At 74.3% G+C, this 16,703-nt stretch carries 12 protein-coding genes and 1 pseudogene; 7 read left to right on the top strand and 6 right to left on the bottom strand.

Annotated elements, in window-relative coordinates; translation table 11 throughout:
* Positions 1-22 precede the first annotated feature (22 nt).
* The 3 genes from ACIQHQ_RS26645 to ACIQHQ_RS26655 all read left to right on the top strand — a co-directional run bounded on the left by ACIQHQ_RS26645 (position 23) and on the right by ACIQHQ_RS26655 (position 3,964).
* Positions 23-1,441: a HEAT repeat domain-containing protein gene (locus tag ACIQHQ_RS26645; RefSeq protein WP_402615964.1), complete on the top strand. Its 1,419-nt coding sequence runs from the start codon at positions 23-25 to the stop codon at positions 1,439-1,441.
* A gap of 187 nt (positions 1,442-1,628) precedes the next feature.
* Positions 1,629-2,756 carry a glycosyltransferase family 4 protein gene (locus ACIQHQ_RS26650; RefSeq protein ID WP_402615967.1) on the top strand — a complete coding sequence of 376 codons (1,128 nt, stop codon included), beginning with the start codon at positions 1,629-1,631 and terminating at the stop codon, positions 2,754-2,756.
* Positions 2,753-3,964: a glycosyltransferase gene (locus ACIQHQ_RS26655; protein WP_402615970.1), complete on the top strand. Its 1,212-nt coding sequence runs from the start codon at positions 2,753-2,755 to the stop codon at positions 3,962-3,964. The genes ACIQHQ_RS26650 and ACIQHQ_RS26655 overlap by 4 nt, the downstream gene beginning before the upstream one ends.
* Positions 3,965-4,002: 38 nt before the next feature.
* On the opposite strand, the gene ACIQHQ_RS26660 is transcribed toward ACIQHQ_RS26655, so the two are convergent.
* The 5 genes from ACIQHQ_RS26660 to ACIQHQ_RS26680 are packed head-to-tail and all read right to left on the bottom strand — an operon-like array spanning position 4,003 to position 8,384.
* On the bottom strand, positions 4,003-4,872 hold the full coding sequence (locus ACIQHQ_RS26660; RefSeq protein WP_402615972.1) for a biotin-dependent carboxyltransferase family protein: 870 nt from the start codon (positions 4,870-4,872) through the stop codon (positions 4,003-4,005).
* Positions 4,869-5,486, bottom strand: a complete 618-nt coding sequence (locus ACIQHQ_RS26665) for an allophanate hydrolase subunit 1 (protein WP_402615975.1) — start codon at positions 5,484-5,486, stop codon at positions 4,869-4,871. The genes ACIQHQ_RS26660 and ACIQHQ_RS26665 overlap by 4 nt, the downstream gene beginning before the upstream one ends.
* The gene (locus tag ACIQHQ_RS26670) at positions 5,483-6,241 is read right to left on the bottom strand and encodes a LamB/YcsF family protein (protein ID WP_402615978.1); all 759 of its coding nucleotides are present in this window, start codon (positions 6,239-6,241) and stop codon (positions 5,483-5,485) included. The genes ACIQHQ_RS26665 and ACIQHQ_RS26670 overlap by 4 nt, the downstream gene beginning before the upstream one ends.
* Before the next feature lie 17 nt (positions 6,242-6,258).
* Complete coding sequence (locus ACIQHQ_RS26675) at positions 6,259-7,086, bottom strand: putative hydro-lyase (protein ID WP_402615981.1); 828 nt, start codon at positions 7,084-7,086, stop codon at positions 6,259-6,261.
* Positions 7,083-8,384: an MFS transporter gene (locus ACIQHQ_RS26680; protein WP_402615984.1), complete on the bottom strand. Its 1,302-nt coding sequence runs from the start codon at positions 8,382-8,384 to the stop codon at positions 7,083-7,085. Before ACIQHQ_RS26680 ends, ACIQHQ_RS26675 begins: the two co-directional genes overlap by 4 nt.
* Positions 8,385-8,554: 170 nt before the next feature.
* Between ACIQHQ_RS26680 and ACIQHQ_RS26685 the strand changes: the two genes are divergently transcribed.
* The 4 genes from ACIQHQ_RS26685 to ACIQHQ_RS26700 all read left to right on the top strand — a co-directional run bounded on the left by ACIQHQ_RS26685 (position 8,555) and on the right by ACIQHQ_RS26700 (position 16,421).
* The gene (locus ACIQHQ_RS26685; RefSeq protein WP_402615987.1) at positions 8,555-9,250 is read left to right on the top strand and encodes a GntR family transcriptional regulator; all 696 of its coding nucleotides are present in this window, start codon (positions 8,555-8,557) and stop codon (positions 9,248-9,250) included.
* 69 nt (positions 9,251-9,319) lie between these two features.
* Positions 9,320-10,846 (top strand): hypothetical protein, encoded by a 1,527-nt coding sequence (locus ACIQHQ_RS26690; protein ID WP_402615990.1) that lies wholly within the window; start codon positions 9,320-9,322, stop codon positions 10,844-10,846.
* Positions 10,847-10,877: 31 nt separating this feature from the next.
* Entirely contained in the window at positions 10,878-11,759 is an 882-nt protein-coding gene (locus ACIQHQ_RS26695) for a hypothetical protein (protein WP_402615993.1), read from the top strand.
* 33 nt (positions 11,760-11,792) lie between these two features.
* Positions 11,793-16,421: a hypothetical protein gene (locus tag ACIQHQ_RS26700; protein ID WP_402615996.1), complete on the top strand. Its 4,629-nt coding sequence runs from the start codon at positions 11,793-11,795 to the stop codon at positions 16,419-16,421.
* On the opposite strand, the pseudogene ACIQHQ_RS26705 reads toward ACIQHQ_RS26700, so the two are convergent.
* Positions 16,418-16,652, bottom strand: a pseudogene (locus ACIQHQ_RS26705) (GMC oxidoreductase); the annotation flags it as partial. The gene ACIQHQ_RS26700 and the pseudogene ACIQHQ_RS26705 sit on opposite strands and share 4 nt — an antisense overlap.
* Positions 16,653-16,703 lie beyond the last annotated feature (51 nt).

Genomic DNA, 16,703 nt, shown 5'->3' on the forward strand with positions numbered 1-16,703 from the left:
GCTTGATGTGAGGCTGTTTCCCATGTTCGATCCGGTCATAGCGCCCAGCGGTACGCTGCTCGGCCTGCTCCAGCGGGGCCGCGGTGACGGCACGCTGCACGCGCTCACCGCCCCGCGCCCCGAGGCGCTGGCGGCGCTGAACCACTGTGTGCTGCGCGATCCCCGCCACGACTGGCAGGTGGAGAACCGCTCCCTCTACTACGCCCGCCTCTACCTCGACCTGAACGGCGAGCTGGACGAGGTCGAGGCCCATCTCTTCTGCGCCGAGGACGTCCTCGACACCGACGAGTCCCGCACCGGGCTCGCCCTGGCCGTCCTCGGGCACCTCGCCTCCTACGGCAGGCGGGACGCCCTCGAACTGCTGCGCAGGTACGCCGCCCACGGCTCCAACTGGGCCTGGGCCCTCGACGAACTGGCCCTCAGGGACGACGACGCGGGTCTGCGCGCCCTCGCCGCACCCGTCCTCGCCCGGTTCCCGGCCGATCCGGAGGGTGACGCCGAGCTGGCCGCCACCGTCCGGGACGCCTTCGAACCCCGGCCCTGGCGCCTGTGGGCAGAGGATCCGCGCGAATCCGTCGCCACGCGCGTGCGCGCAGCCCACGAAACCGGCAGCTTCGACCGCTGGCAGCGGCAGATGCGGCCGTCCGGCCCCCGGCCGGGCTGGAGCGTGCAGGCCGTCTTCGAGTGGGCCCAGCAAGGCATCGAGCGGGGTGCCGCCCTCCATGTGCCGGCCGCCCGCTGTCTCACCGCCGTGGCAGGGCCCGAGGACCGGGCCGAGATCGTCCGGGCGGCGAAGGACGGCACCGACGGAGCCCGGTGCACGGCCCTCAGGTACCTCGCCGACGGCAACGATCCCGAGGCCCTCGATCTGATCGAGGGCGCCGTGGCCACCGGCTCGACGCTCGTCGTGGACGCCGCCGTCGACGCCTTCGAACGCATGCGCTCACTGGCGGCCGTGGACCGGGCGCGCGGCTGGGCCCGGCGGCCGGAGGTGCTGGGCGCCGCAGCCGGACGCCTCCTCGCCTGCCGCGGCGGGGCCCAGGACCGCGACCTGGTCCTCGCGGCGCTACGGGAGGCCGTACGGGGCGAAGGCCCCGACGCGCCGACCCTGTGGACCCTCGTGGACGGCACCGGACGGCTCGGCATCGCCTGTGCCGCACCCGTCCTGCGCCATGTGTACCGCGAGACGGCCTCCTCCCATCTGCGCGGCCGCGCCGCCCGGGCCCTCGCCGCCACCGACCCTTCCTTCCCCACCGGCTTCGCCGTCGAATGCCTGTGGGACTGCGAGGAGACCACCCGGGAGATCGCCGCCCGGCACGCCGAGACCGGAGACACCCGCGTCGTCGAGCGACTGCGCCGGCTCGCCGCCGACCCGGCCGAGGAGGCCGAGGTCCAGACGGCCGTCCGCAGCCGCATCGGTCCTGAGGAAACCGCTGTGTGACCCCCCTCCCCGACGGGACGCCGGGGCGGATTCGCGCCTCCAGGGTGAACACGGGACGACGCGCGGGTCAGGAGCGCATGGACACGACCTGACCTGCGCGGGTGTACCTCAGAACGCTCATGGGACGTTCCACGTGAGGAAAGATCCACGTTGACGCGGCCACGTCCGGCACGGCGACAACACCGGTATGCGTGTCGTCATCGTGACCGAATCCTTTCCCCCCGATGTGAACGGCGTGGCCCACTGCGCGCTCCAGACCGCCCGGCACCTCGTCGATCGCGGTCACGCCCCCGTCGTCGTCGCCCCGGCTCCCGCGCCCGGCGACAAGCCCGACGCCTGCGCGCCGTGCCCCGTCGTCCACGTCCCCTCCCTCCCGCTCCCCGGCTACCCCCAGGTCCGTGTCGCCCTCCCCAGCCGCCGCCTGGCCGCCACCCTCATCGAGCACCGTGCCGAGGTCGTCCACCTCGCCAGCCCCTTCGTCCTCGGCGTGCGCGGCATGGCCGCCGCCGCCCGCCTCGGCATCCCCGCCGTCGCCGTGTACCAGACCGACCTGGCCGGCTACGCCCGTACGTACATGGGGGCCGGAGAGGCCGCCGCCTGGCGGCGCATCCGCTCCGTCCACGGCGCCGCCGACCTCACCCTGGCCCCGTCCGGCGCGGCCCTGCGCGATCTGGAGACCCACGGAGTCCACCGGGTCAGGCTGTGGCCGCGCGGCGTGGACACCGAACGGTTCCGGCCCGACCGGCGCGACGAGGTCCTGCGCCGCGAACTCGCCCCGAACGGCGAACTGATCGTCGGCTACGTCGGCCGGCTCGCCCCGGAGAAGCAGGTCGAACTCCTCGCCGGTGCCTGCGGCCTGGAGGGCGTCCGGGTCGTGATCGTCGGCGACGGCCCCAGCCGGCCCGGCCTGGAGCAGGTGCTGCCCGGCGCGGTCTTCCTCGGCCGGCGCACCGGTGACGACCTCGCCCGGATCTTCGCCTCGTTGGACGTCTTCGCCCACACGGGCCCGTTCGAGACCTTCTGCCAGACGGTCCAGGAGGCCATGGCCAGCGGCCTGCCCGTGGTGGCGCCCGCCGCGGGCGGACCGCTGGACCTGGTCGCCCACGGGCGCACCGGCCTGCTGGTACCGCCGCGCGACGCGACCGCCGTACGGGGCGCGGTGCGGTCCCTGGCCGCCGACGCCGGACTACGGGCCGCCTTCGGCGCCGCCGGACGCGCCATGGTCGAGGGCCGCACCTGGGCGGCCGTCGGCGACCAGCTGATCGGGCACTATGCGCACGTGCTCGCCGGGCGCCGGACGGCGGTGGCGGCATGAGCGCCTCCCGCTCGGGCGACAGCGGCCGTCGGCCGCTGCGGATCGTCCGGCTCGCCAACTTCGTCGCGCCCTCCTCCGGCGGGCTGCGCACCGCGCTGCGCGAGCTCGGCAAGGGCTTCAAGGCGGCGGGACACGAACCCGTCCTCGTGGTCCCCGGCGAACGGATGAGCGACCGCGAGACCGAGCAGGGAAGGGTGATCACCCTCCCGGGGCCCCTGCTGCCCGGCACCGGCGGCTACCGCGTCCTCACCGACAAACGGAGGGTGGCCCGGCTCCTGGAGGAACTCGCGCCGGACCGGCTGGAGGTGTCCGACCGGACGACCCTGCGGTGGACCGGCAAGTGGGCGCGGCGCGCCCGCGTTCCGGCCGTGATGGTCTCGCACGAGACGGCCGACGGGGTGCTGCGCACCTGGGGCCTGCCCGAGGGCGCCGCCCGGCGAGCCGCCGACGCCCTCAATGTCCGTACGGCCCACACCTACTCGCGCGTGGTGTGCACCACCGAGTTCGCCGAGCGGGAATTCGTGCGGATCGGTGCCCGCAACGTCGTCCGGGCCCCGCTCGGCGTCGATCTGGCGCGGCGGCACCCGGCGCTGCGCGACCCCGGGGTACGGGCCCGGTACGCGCGTGAGGACGAGACGCTGCTTGTGATGTGCTCGCGGCTGTCCGTGGAGAAGCGGCCCGGAACGGCGCTGGACACCCTGGCGGCGCTGCGGCGGCGTGGTCGCCGGGCCGTGCTGGTGGTGGCCGGGGACGGCCCCTTGCGCGCCCGCCTCGAACAGCGGGTGCGCGAGAGCGGCCTGCCGGTCACCTTCCTCGGGCACGTCTTCGACCGCGGGCTGCTGGGCGCGCTCCAGGCGTCCGCCGACCTCGCCCTGGCACCCGGGCCCGCCGAGACCTTCGGGCTCGCCGCACTGGAGGCCATGGCCTGCGGCACGCCCGTGGTGGCGAGCGCGTCGTCCGCGCTGCCCGAGGTGATCGGCTCCGCCGGAGCCGTCGCGGCGGACCACGGTGAGGCCTTCGCGGACGGCGTGGACCTCCTGCTGGAACGCCTGGAGGCGGACCGGCGCGAGGCGGCACGCGCGCGTGCGGAGTGCTTCGGGTGGAACGCGGCGGTCGACGCGTTCCTCGCCGCGCACGACGCGGCCGTCCCCGTGCGCCCGGCACTGCCCTCCGCGCCCGGGGGCGTGGTGCAGGCGGACGCGGCCTGATTCTGACGCCGCCTGTCCCGCGAACCCGCGTACCGGCCTCAGCGGCGGCGCACGGCCACGAAGCGGACCGGTGTCCCGGGGACCGCCTGAGCGACGGCAGGGAGGTCGGTGGCACGGACCACGGCGATCACCGGGTAGCCCCCGGTCGTCGGGTGGTCGGCCAGGAACACCACCGGCCGGCCGTCCGGCGGGACCTGTACGGCACCCAGCACCATGCCCTCGCTGGGGAGTTCGCCCGGCCGGGCCCGCTCCAGGGCCGGTCCCTCGGTGCGCAGCCCGATGCGGTTGCTCGCGGAGGACACCCGGTAGGAGCGGGAGCCGAAGGTGCGTACGGCCTGCGGTGTGAACCAACCGTCGCGCGGGCCGAGTGTCACCCGCAGCACCAGCTCGGCCGGTGGCGCCGGCTGCGGGGCGACGTCCACGCGCGCGTGCCCGCCCGCCGGCCGGCCCAGGGGCAGCACCGCGCCGTCCGCGAGCGGGGGCGGGCCGAGCCCCGACAGCAGGTCCGTCGACCGGCTGCCGAGCACCGGCTCGACCGCGATGCCACCGGAGATCCCCACGTAGGCGCGTACGCCCGAGACCGCGGGTCCGACGTCCAGCAGCGCCCCGGCGGGTACACACACCGGTGCGCACCAGGCGACGGGCCGCCCGTCCACGGTGACCCGGCAGGGCGCGCCCGCGACCGCCACGGTGACGGTCGAACGGGGTCGGACGGCACAGCCGTCGAGGGTCGTCTCCAGCACGGCCGCCTCGGGCGGATTGCCGACGAGCCGGTTGACGAGGTCGGCGGCGGGCCGGTCCAGGGCCCCGGAGCGGGGCACACCCAGGTGGGCGTGGCCCGGGCGGCCCGCGTCCTGCACGGTGGTCAGGGCCCCGGCTCGGACCACGGCGAGCGCCCGGTCCGTCATGATCCCGCCTCGGGGACGAACCGCACCCGCGTACCCGGCGACAGCAGCGCCGCCGGCACGCGCGTGTGATCCCACAGCACGACGTCCGTGCTGCCGATCAGCTGCCAGCCGCCGGGCGACGAGCGCGGGTACACGCCCGTGTACGGGCCCGCCAGGGCGACCGACCCCGCCGGGACGGCCGTCCGCGGGGTGGCCCGGCGCGGGACGTCGTAGCGCGGCGGCAGCCCGGTGAGGTAGCCGAATCCGGGCGCGAAGCCGCAGAAGGCGACCCGGAACTCGGTGTCCGCGTGGAGGCGGGCGACCTCCGGCACCGGCACGCCCCAGTGCGCGGCGACGTCGGCCAGGTCCGGGCCGTCGTAGCGCACCGGGATCTCGACGACCGCGTGTGCGCGTGAGGGAGGGGGCGGCAGCTCGGCGGCGGTCAGTTCGGCGGCCAGCCGGGCGGGGGCGTCGAGGCCGTCGATAAGGACCGTGCGGGCCGCCGGCACGATCTCGCGGGCCGGGAGCGAGCCCTCCACGCGGCGTCGCAGCAGCTCGGCGTGCAGGGCCTCGGCCTCGTCGCCCGAGGAGACCTCGACGAGCAGGGCGTCGTCGCCGACGGGCAGCACCCTCATACGAAGGCCTCCACCCGGACGCCCGAGGCCTCCAGCCGTTCCCGCACGCGGCGCGCCAGCTCCACCGCGCCCGGGGTGTCGCCGTGCAGGCACAGGGAGCGCGCGCGTACCTCGATGCGCGTCCCCGAGAGGGAGACGACCTCGCCGGAGCGGGCCAGGCCCAGGGAGCGTTCCACCACGGCGTCCGGGTCGGTGATCACGGCACCTTCCCGGGTGCGCGGCACCAGGGTGCCCTCATCGGTGTACGCCCGGTCCGCGAAGGCCTCGGTGACGACCGGCAGTCCGGCCTTCCCGGCCAGCTCCAGCAGGCGCGAGCCGGGCAGGCCGAGGACGGGCAGGGCGGCGTCGGCCAGGAGCACGCCGTCGACGACCGCGGCGGCCTGTTCCGCGTCGCCCACGACCCGGTTGTAGAGCGCGCCGTGCGGTTTGACGTAGGCCACGCGGGCGCCCGCCGCGCGTGCGAACACCTCCAGGGCGCCGATCTGGTACGCGACCTCGGCCGCCAGCTCGGCGGGCGGCACGTCCATCGCGCGCCGCCCGAAGCCGGCCAGGTCCCGGTAGGAGACCTGCGCGCCGATCCGGACCCCCCGCTCGGCCGCCAGCGCACACACCCGGCGCATGGTGACCGCGTCCCCGGCGTGGAAGCCGCAGGCCACGTTGGCGCTGGTGACGACGGACAGCAGTCGTTCGTCGTCGGTGAGCCGCCAGCGGCCGAAGCCCTCGCCGAGGTCGGCGTTCAGGTCGATGCAGGCCATGTCTCCAGTGTCTCCTGTCAGGCCACGCGGTACTGCTCGTCGCGGGCGTCGGTGAGGAACATCTGCCCCGGGGCGTGCGTGAGGGCGAACGGCGGGCGCGAGGCCATGACCGCCGCCTGCGGGGTCACCCCGCACGCCCAGAACACCGGGATGTCGTCCGGTTCGGCGTCCACCGGGTCGCCGAAGTCGGGGCGGCCGAGATCGCCGATGCCGAGCCCGGCGGGGTCACCGCAGTACACGGGGCTGCCGTGCACCGCCGGCAGCAGGCTGCTCTCCCGGATCGCCGCCGCCAGATGCGGGGGCGGCACCGGCCGCATCGACACCACCAGCGGCCCGTGCAGCCGCCCCGCCGGACGGCACTGCCGGCTCGTCACGTACATCGGGACGTTGCGGCCCTGCTCGACGTGGCGGATGGGCACGCCCGCCTCGCCCAGTGCCCACTCGAAGGTGAAGCTGCACCCGATCAGGAACGACACCAGGTCGTTCCGCCAGTACGCGCGCACGTCGGTCGGCTCGTCCACGAGCTCACCGTCCCGCCACACCCGGTAGCGCGGCACGTCCGTGCGCAGGTCCGCGCCGTCGGCGAGCACGGTCGTCCAGGACCCGGCGTCGGTGACGTCCAGGACCGGGCAGGGCTTGGGGTTGCGCTGGCAGAACAGCAGCATGTCGTAGGCCCAGTCGGCGGGCACCGAGATCAGGTTGACCTGGGTGTGGCCCGTCGCGACCCCCGCCGTGGGGCCCGTCAGGCCTTGACGGAAGCGGGCCCGGGCCGTCGCGGGGCTCCACGCGCGCGCGTGCTCGTCGACGAGGAGCAGGGGTCGGTCCTCGGTGCTCGTGCGGTTCACGCGAGTTCCTTCCCACGGGTCTCCGGCAGCCCGAGCAGCGCCAGGGCCGCGATGCCGTAGCCGATCGCGCCGAAGACCAGCGCGCCGCCGACCCCCCAGCTGTCGGCCAGGAACCCGACCATGGTCGGGAACACGGCGCCCACCGCGCGGCCGGTGTTGTACGTGAAGCCCTGTCCCGTCCCGCGCACCGCCGTCGGGTACAGCTCGCTCAGGTAGGACCCGAAGCCGCTGAAGATGGCCGACATGCAGAACCCGAGCGGGAAACCGAGCACCAGGAGCAGGGTGTTGGCGCCGCTCGGGATGTTCGCGTACGCCAGGATGCAGAGCGCCGACAGCAGGGCGAAGAGCCAGATGTTGCGCCGCCGGCCCAGCTTGTCGGTGAGGTAGCCGCCGGTCAGGTAGCCGATGAAGGCACCCGATATGAGGAACGTCAGATAACCGCCGGTGCCGACGACCGAGAGGTCGCGCTCGGTCTTCAGATACGTCGGCACCCAGGTGGCCAGCGTGTAGTAACCGCCCTGGACACCGGTGGACAGCAGCCCCGCGAAGATCGTGACCCGCAGCAGGCCCGGCTTGAAGATCGCCGTGAACGAGCCCTTCTGCGCGCTCTGTTCGCGCGCAGCGGCCGCCTCGGGTGCGTCGTGCACACTGCGCCGCAGCCAGACGACGAGCAGCGCGGGCAGTGCCCCGGTCCAGAACATGATGCGCCAGGCCAGGTCGTCGCCGGCCACCGAGAAGACCAGGGTGTAGACGATCACGGCCAGGCCCCAGCCCACGGCCCACGAGCTCTGGATCGCGCCGAGCGTGCGGCCCCGGTGTTTGGCGCTCGCGTACTCGGCCACCAGGATCGCGCCGACCGCCCACTCACCGCCGAAACCGAGGCCCTGGAGCGCGCGGAAGACGAGCAGCGTCTCGTAGTTGGGCGCGAAACCACAGGCGACCGTGAACACCGCGTACGTGATCACGGTGACCATCAGCGCCTTCACCCGGCCGACCCGGTCCGCGAGCACGCCCGCGAGGGCGCCGCCGATCGCGGAGACCACCAGCGTGACCGTAGTGAAGAGTCCGGTCTGGCCGCTGTTCAGGCCGAAGTACGCCGACAGCGCGACCATGCTCAGCGGCAGCGTGAAGTAGTCGTACGAGTCCAGGGCATAGCCGCCGAAGGCGCCGGCGAACGCGCGCCGCCCGCGCGGGCCCAGGGCCCGCAGCCAGCCCAGCGCCCCGTCGTCCGGGGCGCGTTCCGCGGTCGTGGGGCGGGTGTCGTCGATCTTTGCCTGCGGTGGAGGAGTCGTGCTCATGGGCACCTCGCAGAGGGAGGAGGAGAGTGCTGAGGGTGAGCCGTGTCGTGCCGAACCGGTCGGCGCGCTGGTGGGGGAAGCGACGCCGTGCGTAGCACCGTAGAGGATTGTTCAACGATCCCTCAATACCCATGTTGGTTCGTTCTTGTGATCTGCGATTGAATTCCGGCATGGCAGAGCAGCTGAAGGACCTCGCCGACGACCGGGCCCTCCTCGGGCGCACCAGTACCGCCGAACGGGTCTCGGACATCCTCAGGAGCCGGATCGCCGAAGGCTACTTCCCGCCCGGGACCCGCCTGTCGGAGGACAGCATCGGCGGCGCGCTCGGTGTCTCCCGCAACACGCTGCGCGAGGCGTTCCGGCTGCTCACGCATGAACGCCTGCTCGTCCACGAGCTGAACCGGGGTGTCTTCGTCCGGGTTCTGACCGTGGAGGACGTCGAGGACATCTACCGCACCCGCCGGCTCGTCGAGTGCGCGGTCGTCCGGGGCCTCGGGCGGCCGCCGTACGGGCTCGACGGGCTGGCGGGCGCGGTCGCGCTGGGGCGGACGGCGGCCCGGGAAGGTGACTGGAAAGCGGTGGGTACGGCGAACATCCACTTCCACCGGGAACTGGTCGCTCTCGCAGCGAGCGAGCGCACCGACGAGCTCATGCGGAGCGTCTTCGCCGAACTGCGGCTGGCCTTCCATGTGGTGGACGAGCCGCAGCAACTCCACGAACCGTACATCGCGCGCAATGTCGCGATTCTCGAGGCTCTTCAGAGCGGGGACCGCCAGAAGGCCGAGAGCCTGCTCGCCGGATACCTCGACGACTCGCTGGAGCGCGTCGTCGAGGTGTACCGGCGGCGGGTCGGCGAGGACGGCTGAGGACGGTGGCGCCGGGGGCGCACCGCGTCGTTTGGGCCGATGTCAGACCCAGGACCTAGTCTGTGCACCGTGACTTCGCCTGCATCGACGGACAGCGTTCCGCCCCAGCTCAGCGCGGGGCCGCGCCCCGCCCCGGGGCCGGCCGCCGACGAGGGCCTGGCGCGGCGCCTGCGCGCGCTCGCCTGCACCGCGCCGCTGCACGACCTCGACGCGCGCAAGGCCAATCTCGCCGGTGAGTACTCGGTGTACGGCATGGCGGAGGTGGCCCTCGCGGCCATCGACCTGGTCACCCTGAACATGGACTTCGACACGGGCGCGGACCACGACCAGATCGTCGCCCGCCTCATCCCCCGCATCGCCGCCCAGGCCGCGCAACGGCCCGCCACCGAGCACGAGCGGGTCGCCCGCTGGGTGATGGAGAACCTGATCAACGTCGGCAGCGTCGACCGCGGCTTCCGCGCGGTGTACGGCACCTTCGCGGCGGACGGCACGTATGTGCGCCGCGACTACGACTTCAAGTTGATCGAGGAGGTCCCCGGCCCCGGCGGCACGGTCTACCTCCGTACGACGGACGAGGCGGTCAACGTCCTCGTGGGCGCCCTCGACACGGACGTCACCAGCGCGCAGATCGCCGCCGAGGTCAAGCTGGAGGTGCTGATCAGCCGCGGCCGGCTCGCCGACGCCCAGCTCGCGGCCGAACAGGCCCGCTACCGGACCGTGCAGTACTCGGAGACCCTGCGCCGCGCCCTGGAGGCGACCCGGCGCAATGTGCGCGCGGTGGACTGGCTCTCCACCGTGCCCGACATGATCGCCGAGGCGCTGGAGCACGTCGCCGACCGCTACCGCCACGAGAACGCGATCCTCACGAACATCCGCAAGGCGCGCGACGAGACCGAGGACCCCGAGCACAAGCGCCGGGCCGCCGAACTCGTCGACATCGTCAAGGACTGCATCCGCCGGCACACGCAGTTGCAGTCCCGGCTGCTGGAGGCCGGACCGCTGTTCCGCGCCGAGCAGGACCGGCAGGCCTTCGCCGCCCCGATGACGACATCGGGGACGGACCTCTACGGGCACCTCCTCGCGCCCGTGCTGCCGCTGCCGCTGGAGCAGGCCGTCCGCGTCACGGACGCGTTCTTCGGCCGCGGCACCGGGCTGCGCACGCCCGTGTCCGTCCGGGTCGGTGACCTCGTCGACATACTGCTGACGCCGCCGGTGGAGCGGGAGCATCTGGGCGCGGAGATGCCGGAGCCCGACCTGATCGCCACACCGGACGACAGCCGCTTCAGTGAGGAGCAGCTGGCGGCGGCGCAGGAGCTGCTCGACCTGCCGGCGGACGCGCCGCGCCGGTTGTCGGGACTGCTGGCACAGGCCCGGCGGCAGGACCCGGAACTGCCGTATCTGGTGGCCCTGCTGGCGGTGCACGCCGCCAGTCCGCCGGTCGGTACGGCCTATCGCCAGGGCGAGCAGAAGCTGCTGTTCGCCGTGGACGACGGGAGCGAGCTCGACGATCCGGAGTTCGGCGGCGCGGATCTCATCGTCGGTACCGCGCTGCTGGACGCGGCGGGGATGGCGGCGGACCGGACGGAAGCGGCATGAACCAGTACGAGTGGCACAAGGAGCCCCGACCGTGAGCGAGCATGTCGAGTGGAGCGAGCCGGACGGGCCGGCCCCGGCGGCCGGCGCCGCCGTCACTCCCGCCGACGCCGCCGACGCGGCCCGGCTCGTGTCCTTCGGGTTGCAGCCCAAGCTGCAGCCCGCCCGCGACCAGGAGTACGCGGACCTGCTGCGCCGCTACCGCGAGGACCCGCCCTTCGCCCGGCTCGCGGACGCCGTGGCGACCGGTCTGGGGCTGATCGTGCTGGAGGTGTCCCCGCGCGCGGGCATGGCCGTCACCGCCGCCGAGGACTCGGTGTTCGCCGTCCGCATGGGTGACTACGCGCGTCGCACATCCGCCGACGGCGGTGACCGGTTCCTGCACGGGCTCGCCCATCTCGCCGTCGCCGCCATGGCGTTCCCGCGTCCCGAGGACCTCGCCGACGACGGCTACATCGGCCGCGTCACGGTCAACGGCGTCGACGCCTTCGTGCGCCAGGCCTGCCGCCGGCTGGAGGAACGCGCCGCCGAGCAGGGCGAGAACACCGACCCGGCGACCGACGCGCCCGGGCTGGAGGCAGCCTGGCGGATCTGGGTGCGGCGCAGCGCCACCGGCGCCACCAAGGACGCGCGCCGGCTGGCCGGTTCGACCACCGGCATCGTCGCCAAGGCCGTCACCTTCCTCACCGACTCCGGATTCCTGCAGCGCACCGGCGAGGACCACGGCGGCACGTACCGCACCACCGCCCGCTACCAGCTCCAGGTCCGCGACATGGCCGGCAGCGCCGCCATGGCCGAACTGCTGGAACTGGGCGTCGTCCCGGTCACCGACGGCACACCGACGCTGCTGCCCCCCGAGGAGGGCGACGACCTGGAGCTGGTCGCCGACGCCGGGCTGCCCTTCCACTCCTCCTGACCCCCACCTCACGAAGATCTACGAGAGTCCGCCATGTACGAGCTGTCCCGGGTCCGCCTCTACTCGATCGGGCCCGCCGGTGCGCGCTACGCCGACACCGTGCTTGACCTGCGGGGCGTGGGTGAGATCGTGCCCGACCCCGCGCCCGCGCAGGCGGAGTTCTTCGAGGAGGAGCCGGTCGGCCCGCCGCGCCGGCCGGCACCCGCGGGTGTGCTCTTCCTGGAGAACGGCGGCGGCAAGTCGGTGCTGCTCAAGCTGATCTTCTCCGTGATGCTGCCGGGGCACCGGAACACGCTCGGCGGCGCCAGCTCCGGCGTGCTGCGCAAGTTCCTCCTCGCCGACGACTGCGGACACGTGGCGCTGGAGTGGCAGCACGTGCTGACCGGCGAGTGCGTCGTCGTCGGCAAGGTCAGCGAGTGGCGCGGACGGCAGGTCTCCAACGACCCGCGGAAGTTCGCCGAGGCCTGGTACTCCTTCCGGCCCGGCCCCGGGCTGAGCCTCGACAACCTCCCCGTGGCGGAGGCCACCGCCGTACGGGCCCCGGTCGAGGGCCAGTCCAGTGCGCGCGGGCGGCGCCGCACCATGAAGGGCTTCCGCGACGCCCTCACGGAGGCGGGCAAGACCTACCCGCATCTGGAGGTCCACTGGGAGGAGATCCACGACCGCTGGATCGAGCACCTCGGCGACCTCGGCCTCGACCCCGAACTCTTCCGCTACCAGCGGGAGATGAATGCCGACGAAGGCGAGGCCGCCGGTCTCTTCGCCGTCAAGAAGGACGCCGACTTCACCGACCTGCTGCTGCGTGCCGTCACCGACACCCGCGACACCGACGGGCTCGCCGACCTGGTCAGCGGCTTCGGCAACAAGCTGGGCCGGCGTGCAGAGCTGATGGCCGAACGCGACTTCACCGCCGGATCGGTGGACCTCCTCGGGCGGATCGTGGAGGCCGCCGAGGCCCGCTCACACGCGCGTGACGTCCACGCCGGAGCCGAGCGCCGTACCCGGACCCTGGCCCGCAGGCTGTCCGCGCGCGGGGTGCGGGAGCGGGCCCGGGCCGCCGACCTGGCCCAGCGGGTCACCGCCGCCGCGTACGCCGTCACGCACGCCGAGGCGGCCCGCGAGCGCAGCGCGCTGATCTCCGCCGAACTCGCCTACCGGCACGCCTCGCTGGCGCTCACGGCGGCCGAGAAGTCCGCCGCCGCGCAGAAGCGCGAGCTCGCCGACGCCCGCACCCTGTACTCGGCCTGGCAGGCCGCCGAGGCCGTGCTGCGCCACCGCGCCGCCTCCGACCGCGTCGCCCGCGTGTCCGCCGCGATCCAGGAGGCCGAGCGGGACGCCGCGCCCGCACTGGCCGCGCGCTCCAGGGCCGCCGTGGACCTCGTCCGGGCCCTGCACGCGGCCGCCGAGAAGGCCGAGAGCCACGCCAACGAGGAGGAGGAGCGCTCCGCCGCGCTCCAGGAGGTCAGCGACGCGGCCTACCGGGACTCCACCGCCGCCGCCACTCAGGCCCAGCGCGCCCGCAGCGAGATCGGGCACCTCAAGCAGCGCCTCGCCGAAGTCGAGCAGGAGACCGCCGAGGCGGTGCGGGCGGGCTGGCTCGACGACTCCGCGCCCGACGCCGACCCGGCCCGCGCGGCCCTCGCCGCCAGCGACGCGGAGAAGACCGCTGTGGCGGCCTGGGACTCGGCCCGCGAAGCGTCCCGCCGAGCCACGGAGCACGCACGTGAAGCAGCCTCCACCGAGAGCCGCGCCGAGCTGACCGCGGCCCGCGCGGCGGACGCGGCGACGGCGGCGGAGCGGTCGTACGAGGCCGAGCGCCGCACCGCCGAGGCACTGGCGGGGGAGGAGCGGCTGGCGGAACTGCTCAGCCTGACCCCGGAGACCCGCCCGGGCATCCCGCAACCCCGCCACGGCGCGGACACCGAGCCGAACGCACAGCCGGCCTCCGGCACCCCGGGGCTCGGCCCGGAAGACCTCGACCGCTTCGCCGACGACCTGCGCGAACTCCTCGACGACAGCGTCGGTTCCGCGGAACGGCAACTGTTCGAACTGCGCACGGCCGCCGCCGACGACTCCCGCATCCTCGGCGCGCTCGGCGACGGCGGGCTGTTGCCGCCCGGCCCGGACGTGCTGGCCACGGTGGAGTTCCTCGGCGAGCACGGCATCCCCGCCCTGCCCGGCTGGCGCTATCTCGCCCAGGCCGTCGACCCGGCCGACCACGCGCGTGTGCTGGCCGCCCGGCCCGAACTCGTCGACGGCGTGATCATCACCGACCCCGACTCCCACGCCCGTGCCCGGGAGGCACTGGGCGACGCGGCTCTGCTGCCCCGTTCCGCCGTGGCCGTCGGCACCGCCGCCGCCCTGCTCGCCCCGACCCCGGCCCTGGACACCGACAGCGGCGACGTCTTCCTCGTGCCGCCGAACCCGGCCATGCACGACGAGCACGCCGCCGACGAGGAGCGGCAGGCACTGCGCGCCCGTGCGACCGAGCGGGACGAGGAGATCCGCACGCTTGCCGCCCGGCTCGGCAAGGACCGTGAGCTGGCCGCCCGGCTCGCCTCCTGGCGCACCGGCTGCCCGGCCGGCCGGCTGGCCGAACTCGCCCGGGCGGCCCAGGACACCCGGGAGTTCGCCGAGGAGGCGGAGGCCGAACTGGCCGAGGCCCGGACTGTGCGCGCCGAGGCAGACGAGGCCGCCGCCGAGGCCGCACGCGTCCGGGACGAACGGCAGGAGGCCGCCCAGAAGGCCCGCCGCTCCGCCGACGCCCTCGCCGGGCTCGCCTTCCGGCTGCGCGAGCGGGCCGGCTGGCAGGTCAAGGTGCGCGAGCTGGCCGACGAGGCCGCCGAGTCCGAGGCGAGCGCCCAGGCCTGCCTGGAGCGGGCCCGGGCCGCCGACGAGGACCGGCGTGCCGCCCAGCGTGCCGCCGATGACGCCCGCCGCACCGCCCGCGCCCTGCGCGCCGAGCGCTCCGAGATCGCGGGCGCCCCCGACGATGTGCCCGAGGGCGACGCCCAGGCCCCCAAGACCTCCCTGCCCGCCCTGCGCGAGGCCTACCGGGCCGCGTCCCAGCTGTACGAGAAGGTCGGCGTGGGAGCCGACCTGCGCGCCGAGCAGGCCCGTGCGGAGAGCGACGAGAGCGCGGCCCGCGCGGAGCTGGACCGGCTGAGCAACAAGGTCCGTACGCGTGCGGAGCAGCTCCTCGAATCCCCCGGCGGTTCCGACGGGCCCAGCCGTCAGGCCGCCGCCGCCCGCGCCGAGGAGCTGGTGCAGCTCCTGGAGACACGGATGTCGACCGCGAGCGAGCAGCTCGGTCGGCTGCGCGGCGAGGCGGAGCGGCTCGCACCCGAGGACGGCGAGACGCACACCGGCCTCCCCGAGGAGCGCCGGCCGCGCGACGCGGAGCACGCGCAGACCCTGCTGCGCACCGCCACCGCCGAACTGGCCTCCCACACCGAGGCGCTGAACCGGGCCCGTGAGGCGCACGCCGACCTCCTCGACGCCCACCGTGCCGCCGAGGACGCGGCGAGCGGCTTCGACGAGATCGCCGCCATGCTCCGCGATCTGCTGCGCGAGCACGGCACCGAGGAGGAGCAGGAGGAGACGGAGCCGTACCCCGGCAGCCCCGAGGAGGCCCGCCAGTCCGCCGCCGAGGCCCGCCGCTCCCTGCGCGGCTGCGCGGCCGACCTGTCCACGGCCGAGGCCGCCGTCCGCGAGGCCAGTGACATCCTCGTCCGGCACGCCAACTCCACCCGCTACGAGCAGGTCCGCACACCGGCCCGCCAGCAGATCCGCGAACTGCCCGCCTCAGCGCTGCCGGAGCACGCCCAGAAGTGGGCGGACGCCTTCGCGCCCCGGCTGCGCGTCCTGACCGATGAGCTGGAGCAGCTGGAGCGCAACCGCGACTCGATCGTGGACCGCCTGCGCGGCCTGGTCGAATCGGCGCTGGCCACGCTGCGCTCGGCCCAGCGGTTGTCCCGGCTTCCGGAGGGCCTCGGCGAGTGGTCCGGGCAGGAGTTCCTCCGCATCCGCTTCGAGGAGCCCGACCAGGCGACCCTCACCGAGCGGCTGGGTGAGGTCATCGACGAGGCGACGCGCGCCGCCGTCAAGAAGAACTCCGACCTGCGCCGCGACGGCATGTCCCTGCTGCTGCGGGGCGTCGCGGCGGCCCTCCAGCCCAAGGGCGTCGCCGTGGAGATCCTCAAGCCGGACGCGGTGCTGCGCGCCGAGCGCGTCCCCGTCGGGCAGATGGGCGACGTCTTCTCCGGCGGCCAGCTCCTCACCGCCGCCATCGCCCTGTACTGCACGATGGCCGCGCTGCGTTCGAACGACCGGGGCCGCGACAAGCACCGGCACGCCGGCACGCTGTTCCTCGACAACCCCATCGGCCGCGCCAACGCCACGTACCTGCTGGAACTGCAGCGGGCGGTGTCGGACGCCCTGGGTGTGCAGCTGCTGTACACCACGGGCCTGTTCGACACCACCGCGCTGGCCGAGTTCCCCCTGGTCATCCGCATGCGCAACGACGCCGACCTGAGGGCGGGCCTCAAGTACATCAGCGTCGAGGAACACCTGCGCCCGGGTCTGCCGCAGCAGCCTCAGGACGGCGAGGCGGTCCACAGCGAGATCACGGCGACCAGGATGTACAAACGCCCGGTTTCCTAGGCCCTGGCGTCCTCCCGCCGGAGATCGGCGCACTTCTCGCCGATCATCATCGTGGTGACGCAGGGGTTGACGGTGACGCGGTCGGGCATGACCGGCCCGTCGGCGACCCGCAGCCCCCCGTACCCCCTTGACCCGCGGCCGTGCGTCCAAGGGAGCCGAAGGATCACCGTCCGCGCCCGTCCTCATGGTGCAGGAGGGGTGGTAAACGGTGTTGTGCGTGGTGTGGATGTACGGGAAGGATCGGGTGCGGCCGGTCCTGCGATGAGGCGATGCTGCCGGGGC

This window comes from Streptomyces sp. NPDC092370 (assembly GCF_044755265.1).
Lineage (GTDB): Bacteria > Actinomycetota > Actinomycetes > Streptomycetales > Streptomycetaceae > Streptomyces.

What these genes read in the sequence shown, in the direction of transcription:
- ACIQHQ_RS26680 (WP_402615984.1), bottom strand. Translation starts at nt 8,384, where the DNA reads ATGAGCACGACTCCTCCACCGCAGGCAAAGATCGACGACACCCGCCCC.
- ACIQHQ_RS26660 (WP_402615972.1), bottom strand. Translation starts at nt 4,872, where the DNA reads ATGACGGACCGGGCGCTCGCCGTGGTCCGAGCCGGGGCCCTGACCACC.
- ACIQHQ_RS26670 (WP_402615978.1), bottom strand. Translation starts at nt 6,241, where the DNA reads ATGGCCTGCATCGACCTGAACGCCGACCTCGGCGAGGGCTTCGGCCGC.
- ACIQHQ_RS26665 (WP_402615975.1), bottom strand. Translation starts at nt 5,486, where the DNA reads ATGAGGGTGCTGCCCGTCGGCGACGACGCCCTGCTCGTCGAGGTCTCC.
- ACIQHQ_RS26645 (WP_402615964.1), top strand. Translation starts at nt 23, where the DNA reads ATGTTCGATCCGGTCATAGCGCCCAGCGGTACGCTGCTCGGCCTGCTC.
- ACIQHQ_RS26685 (WP_402615987.1), top strand. Translation starts at nt 8,555, where the DNA reads ATGGCAGAGCAGCTGAAGGACCTCGCCGACGACCGGGCCCTCCTCGGG.
- ACIQHQ_RS26700 (WP_402615996.1), top strand. Translation starts at nt 11,793, where the DNA reads ATGTACGAGCTGTCCCGGGTCCGCCTCTACTCGATCGGGCCCGCCGGT.
- ACIQHQ_RS26655 (WP_402615970.1), top strand. Translation starts at nt 2,753, where the DNA reads ATGAGCGCCTCCCGCTCGGGCGACAGCGGCCGTCGGCCGCTGCGGATC.
- ACIQHQ_RS26650 (WP_402615967.1), top strand. Translation starts at nt 1,629, where the DNA reads ATGCGTGTCGTCATCGTGACCGAATCCTTTCCCCCCGATGTGAACGGC.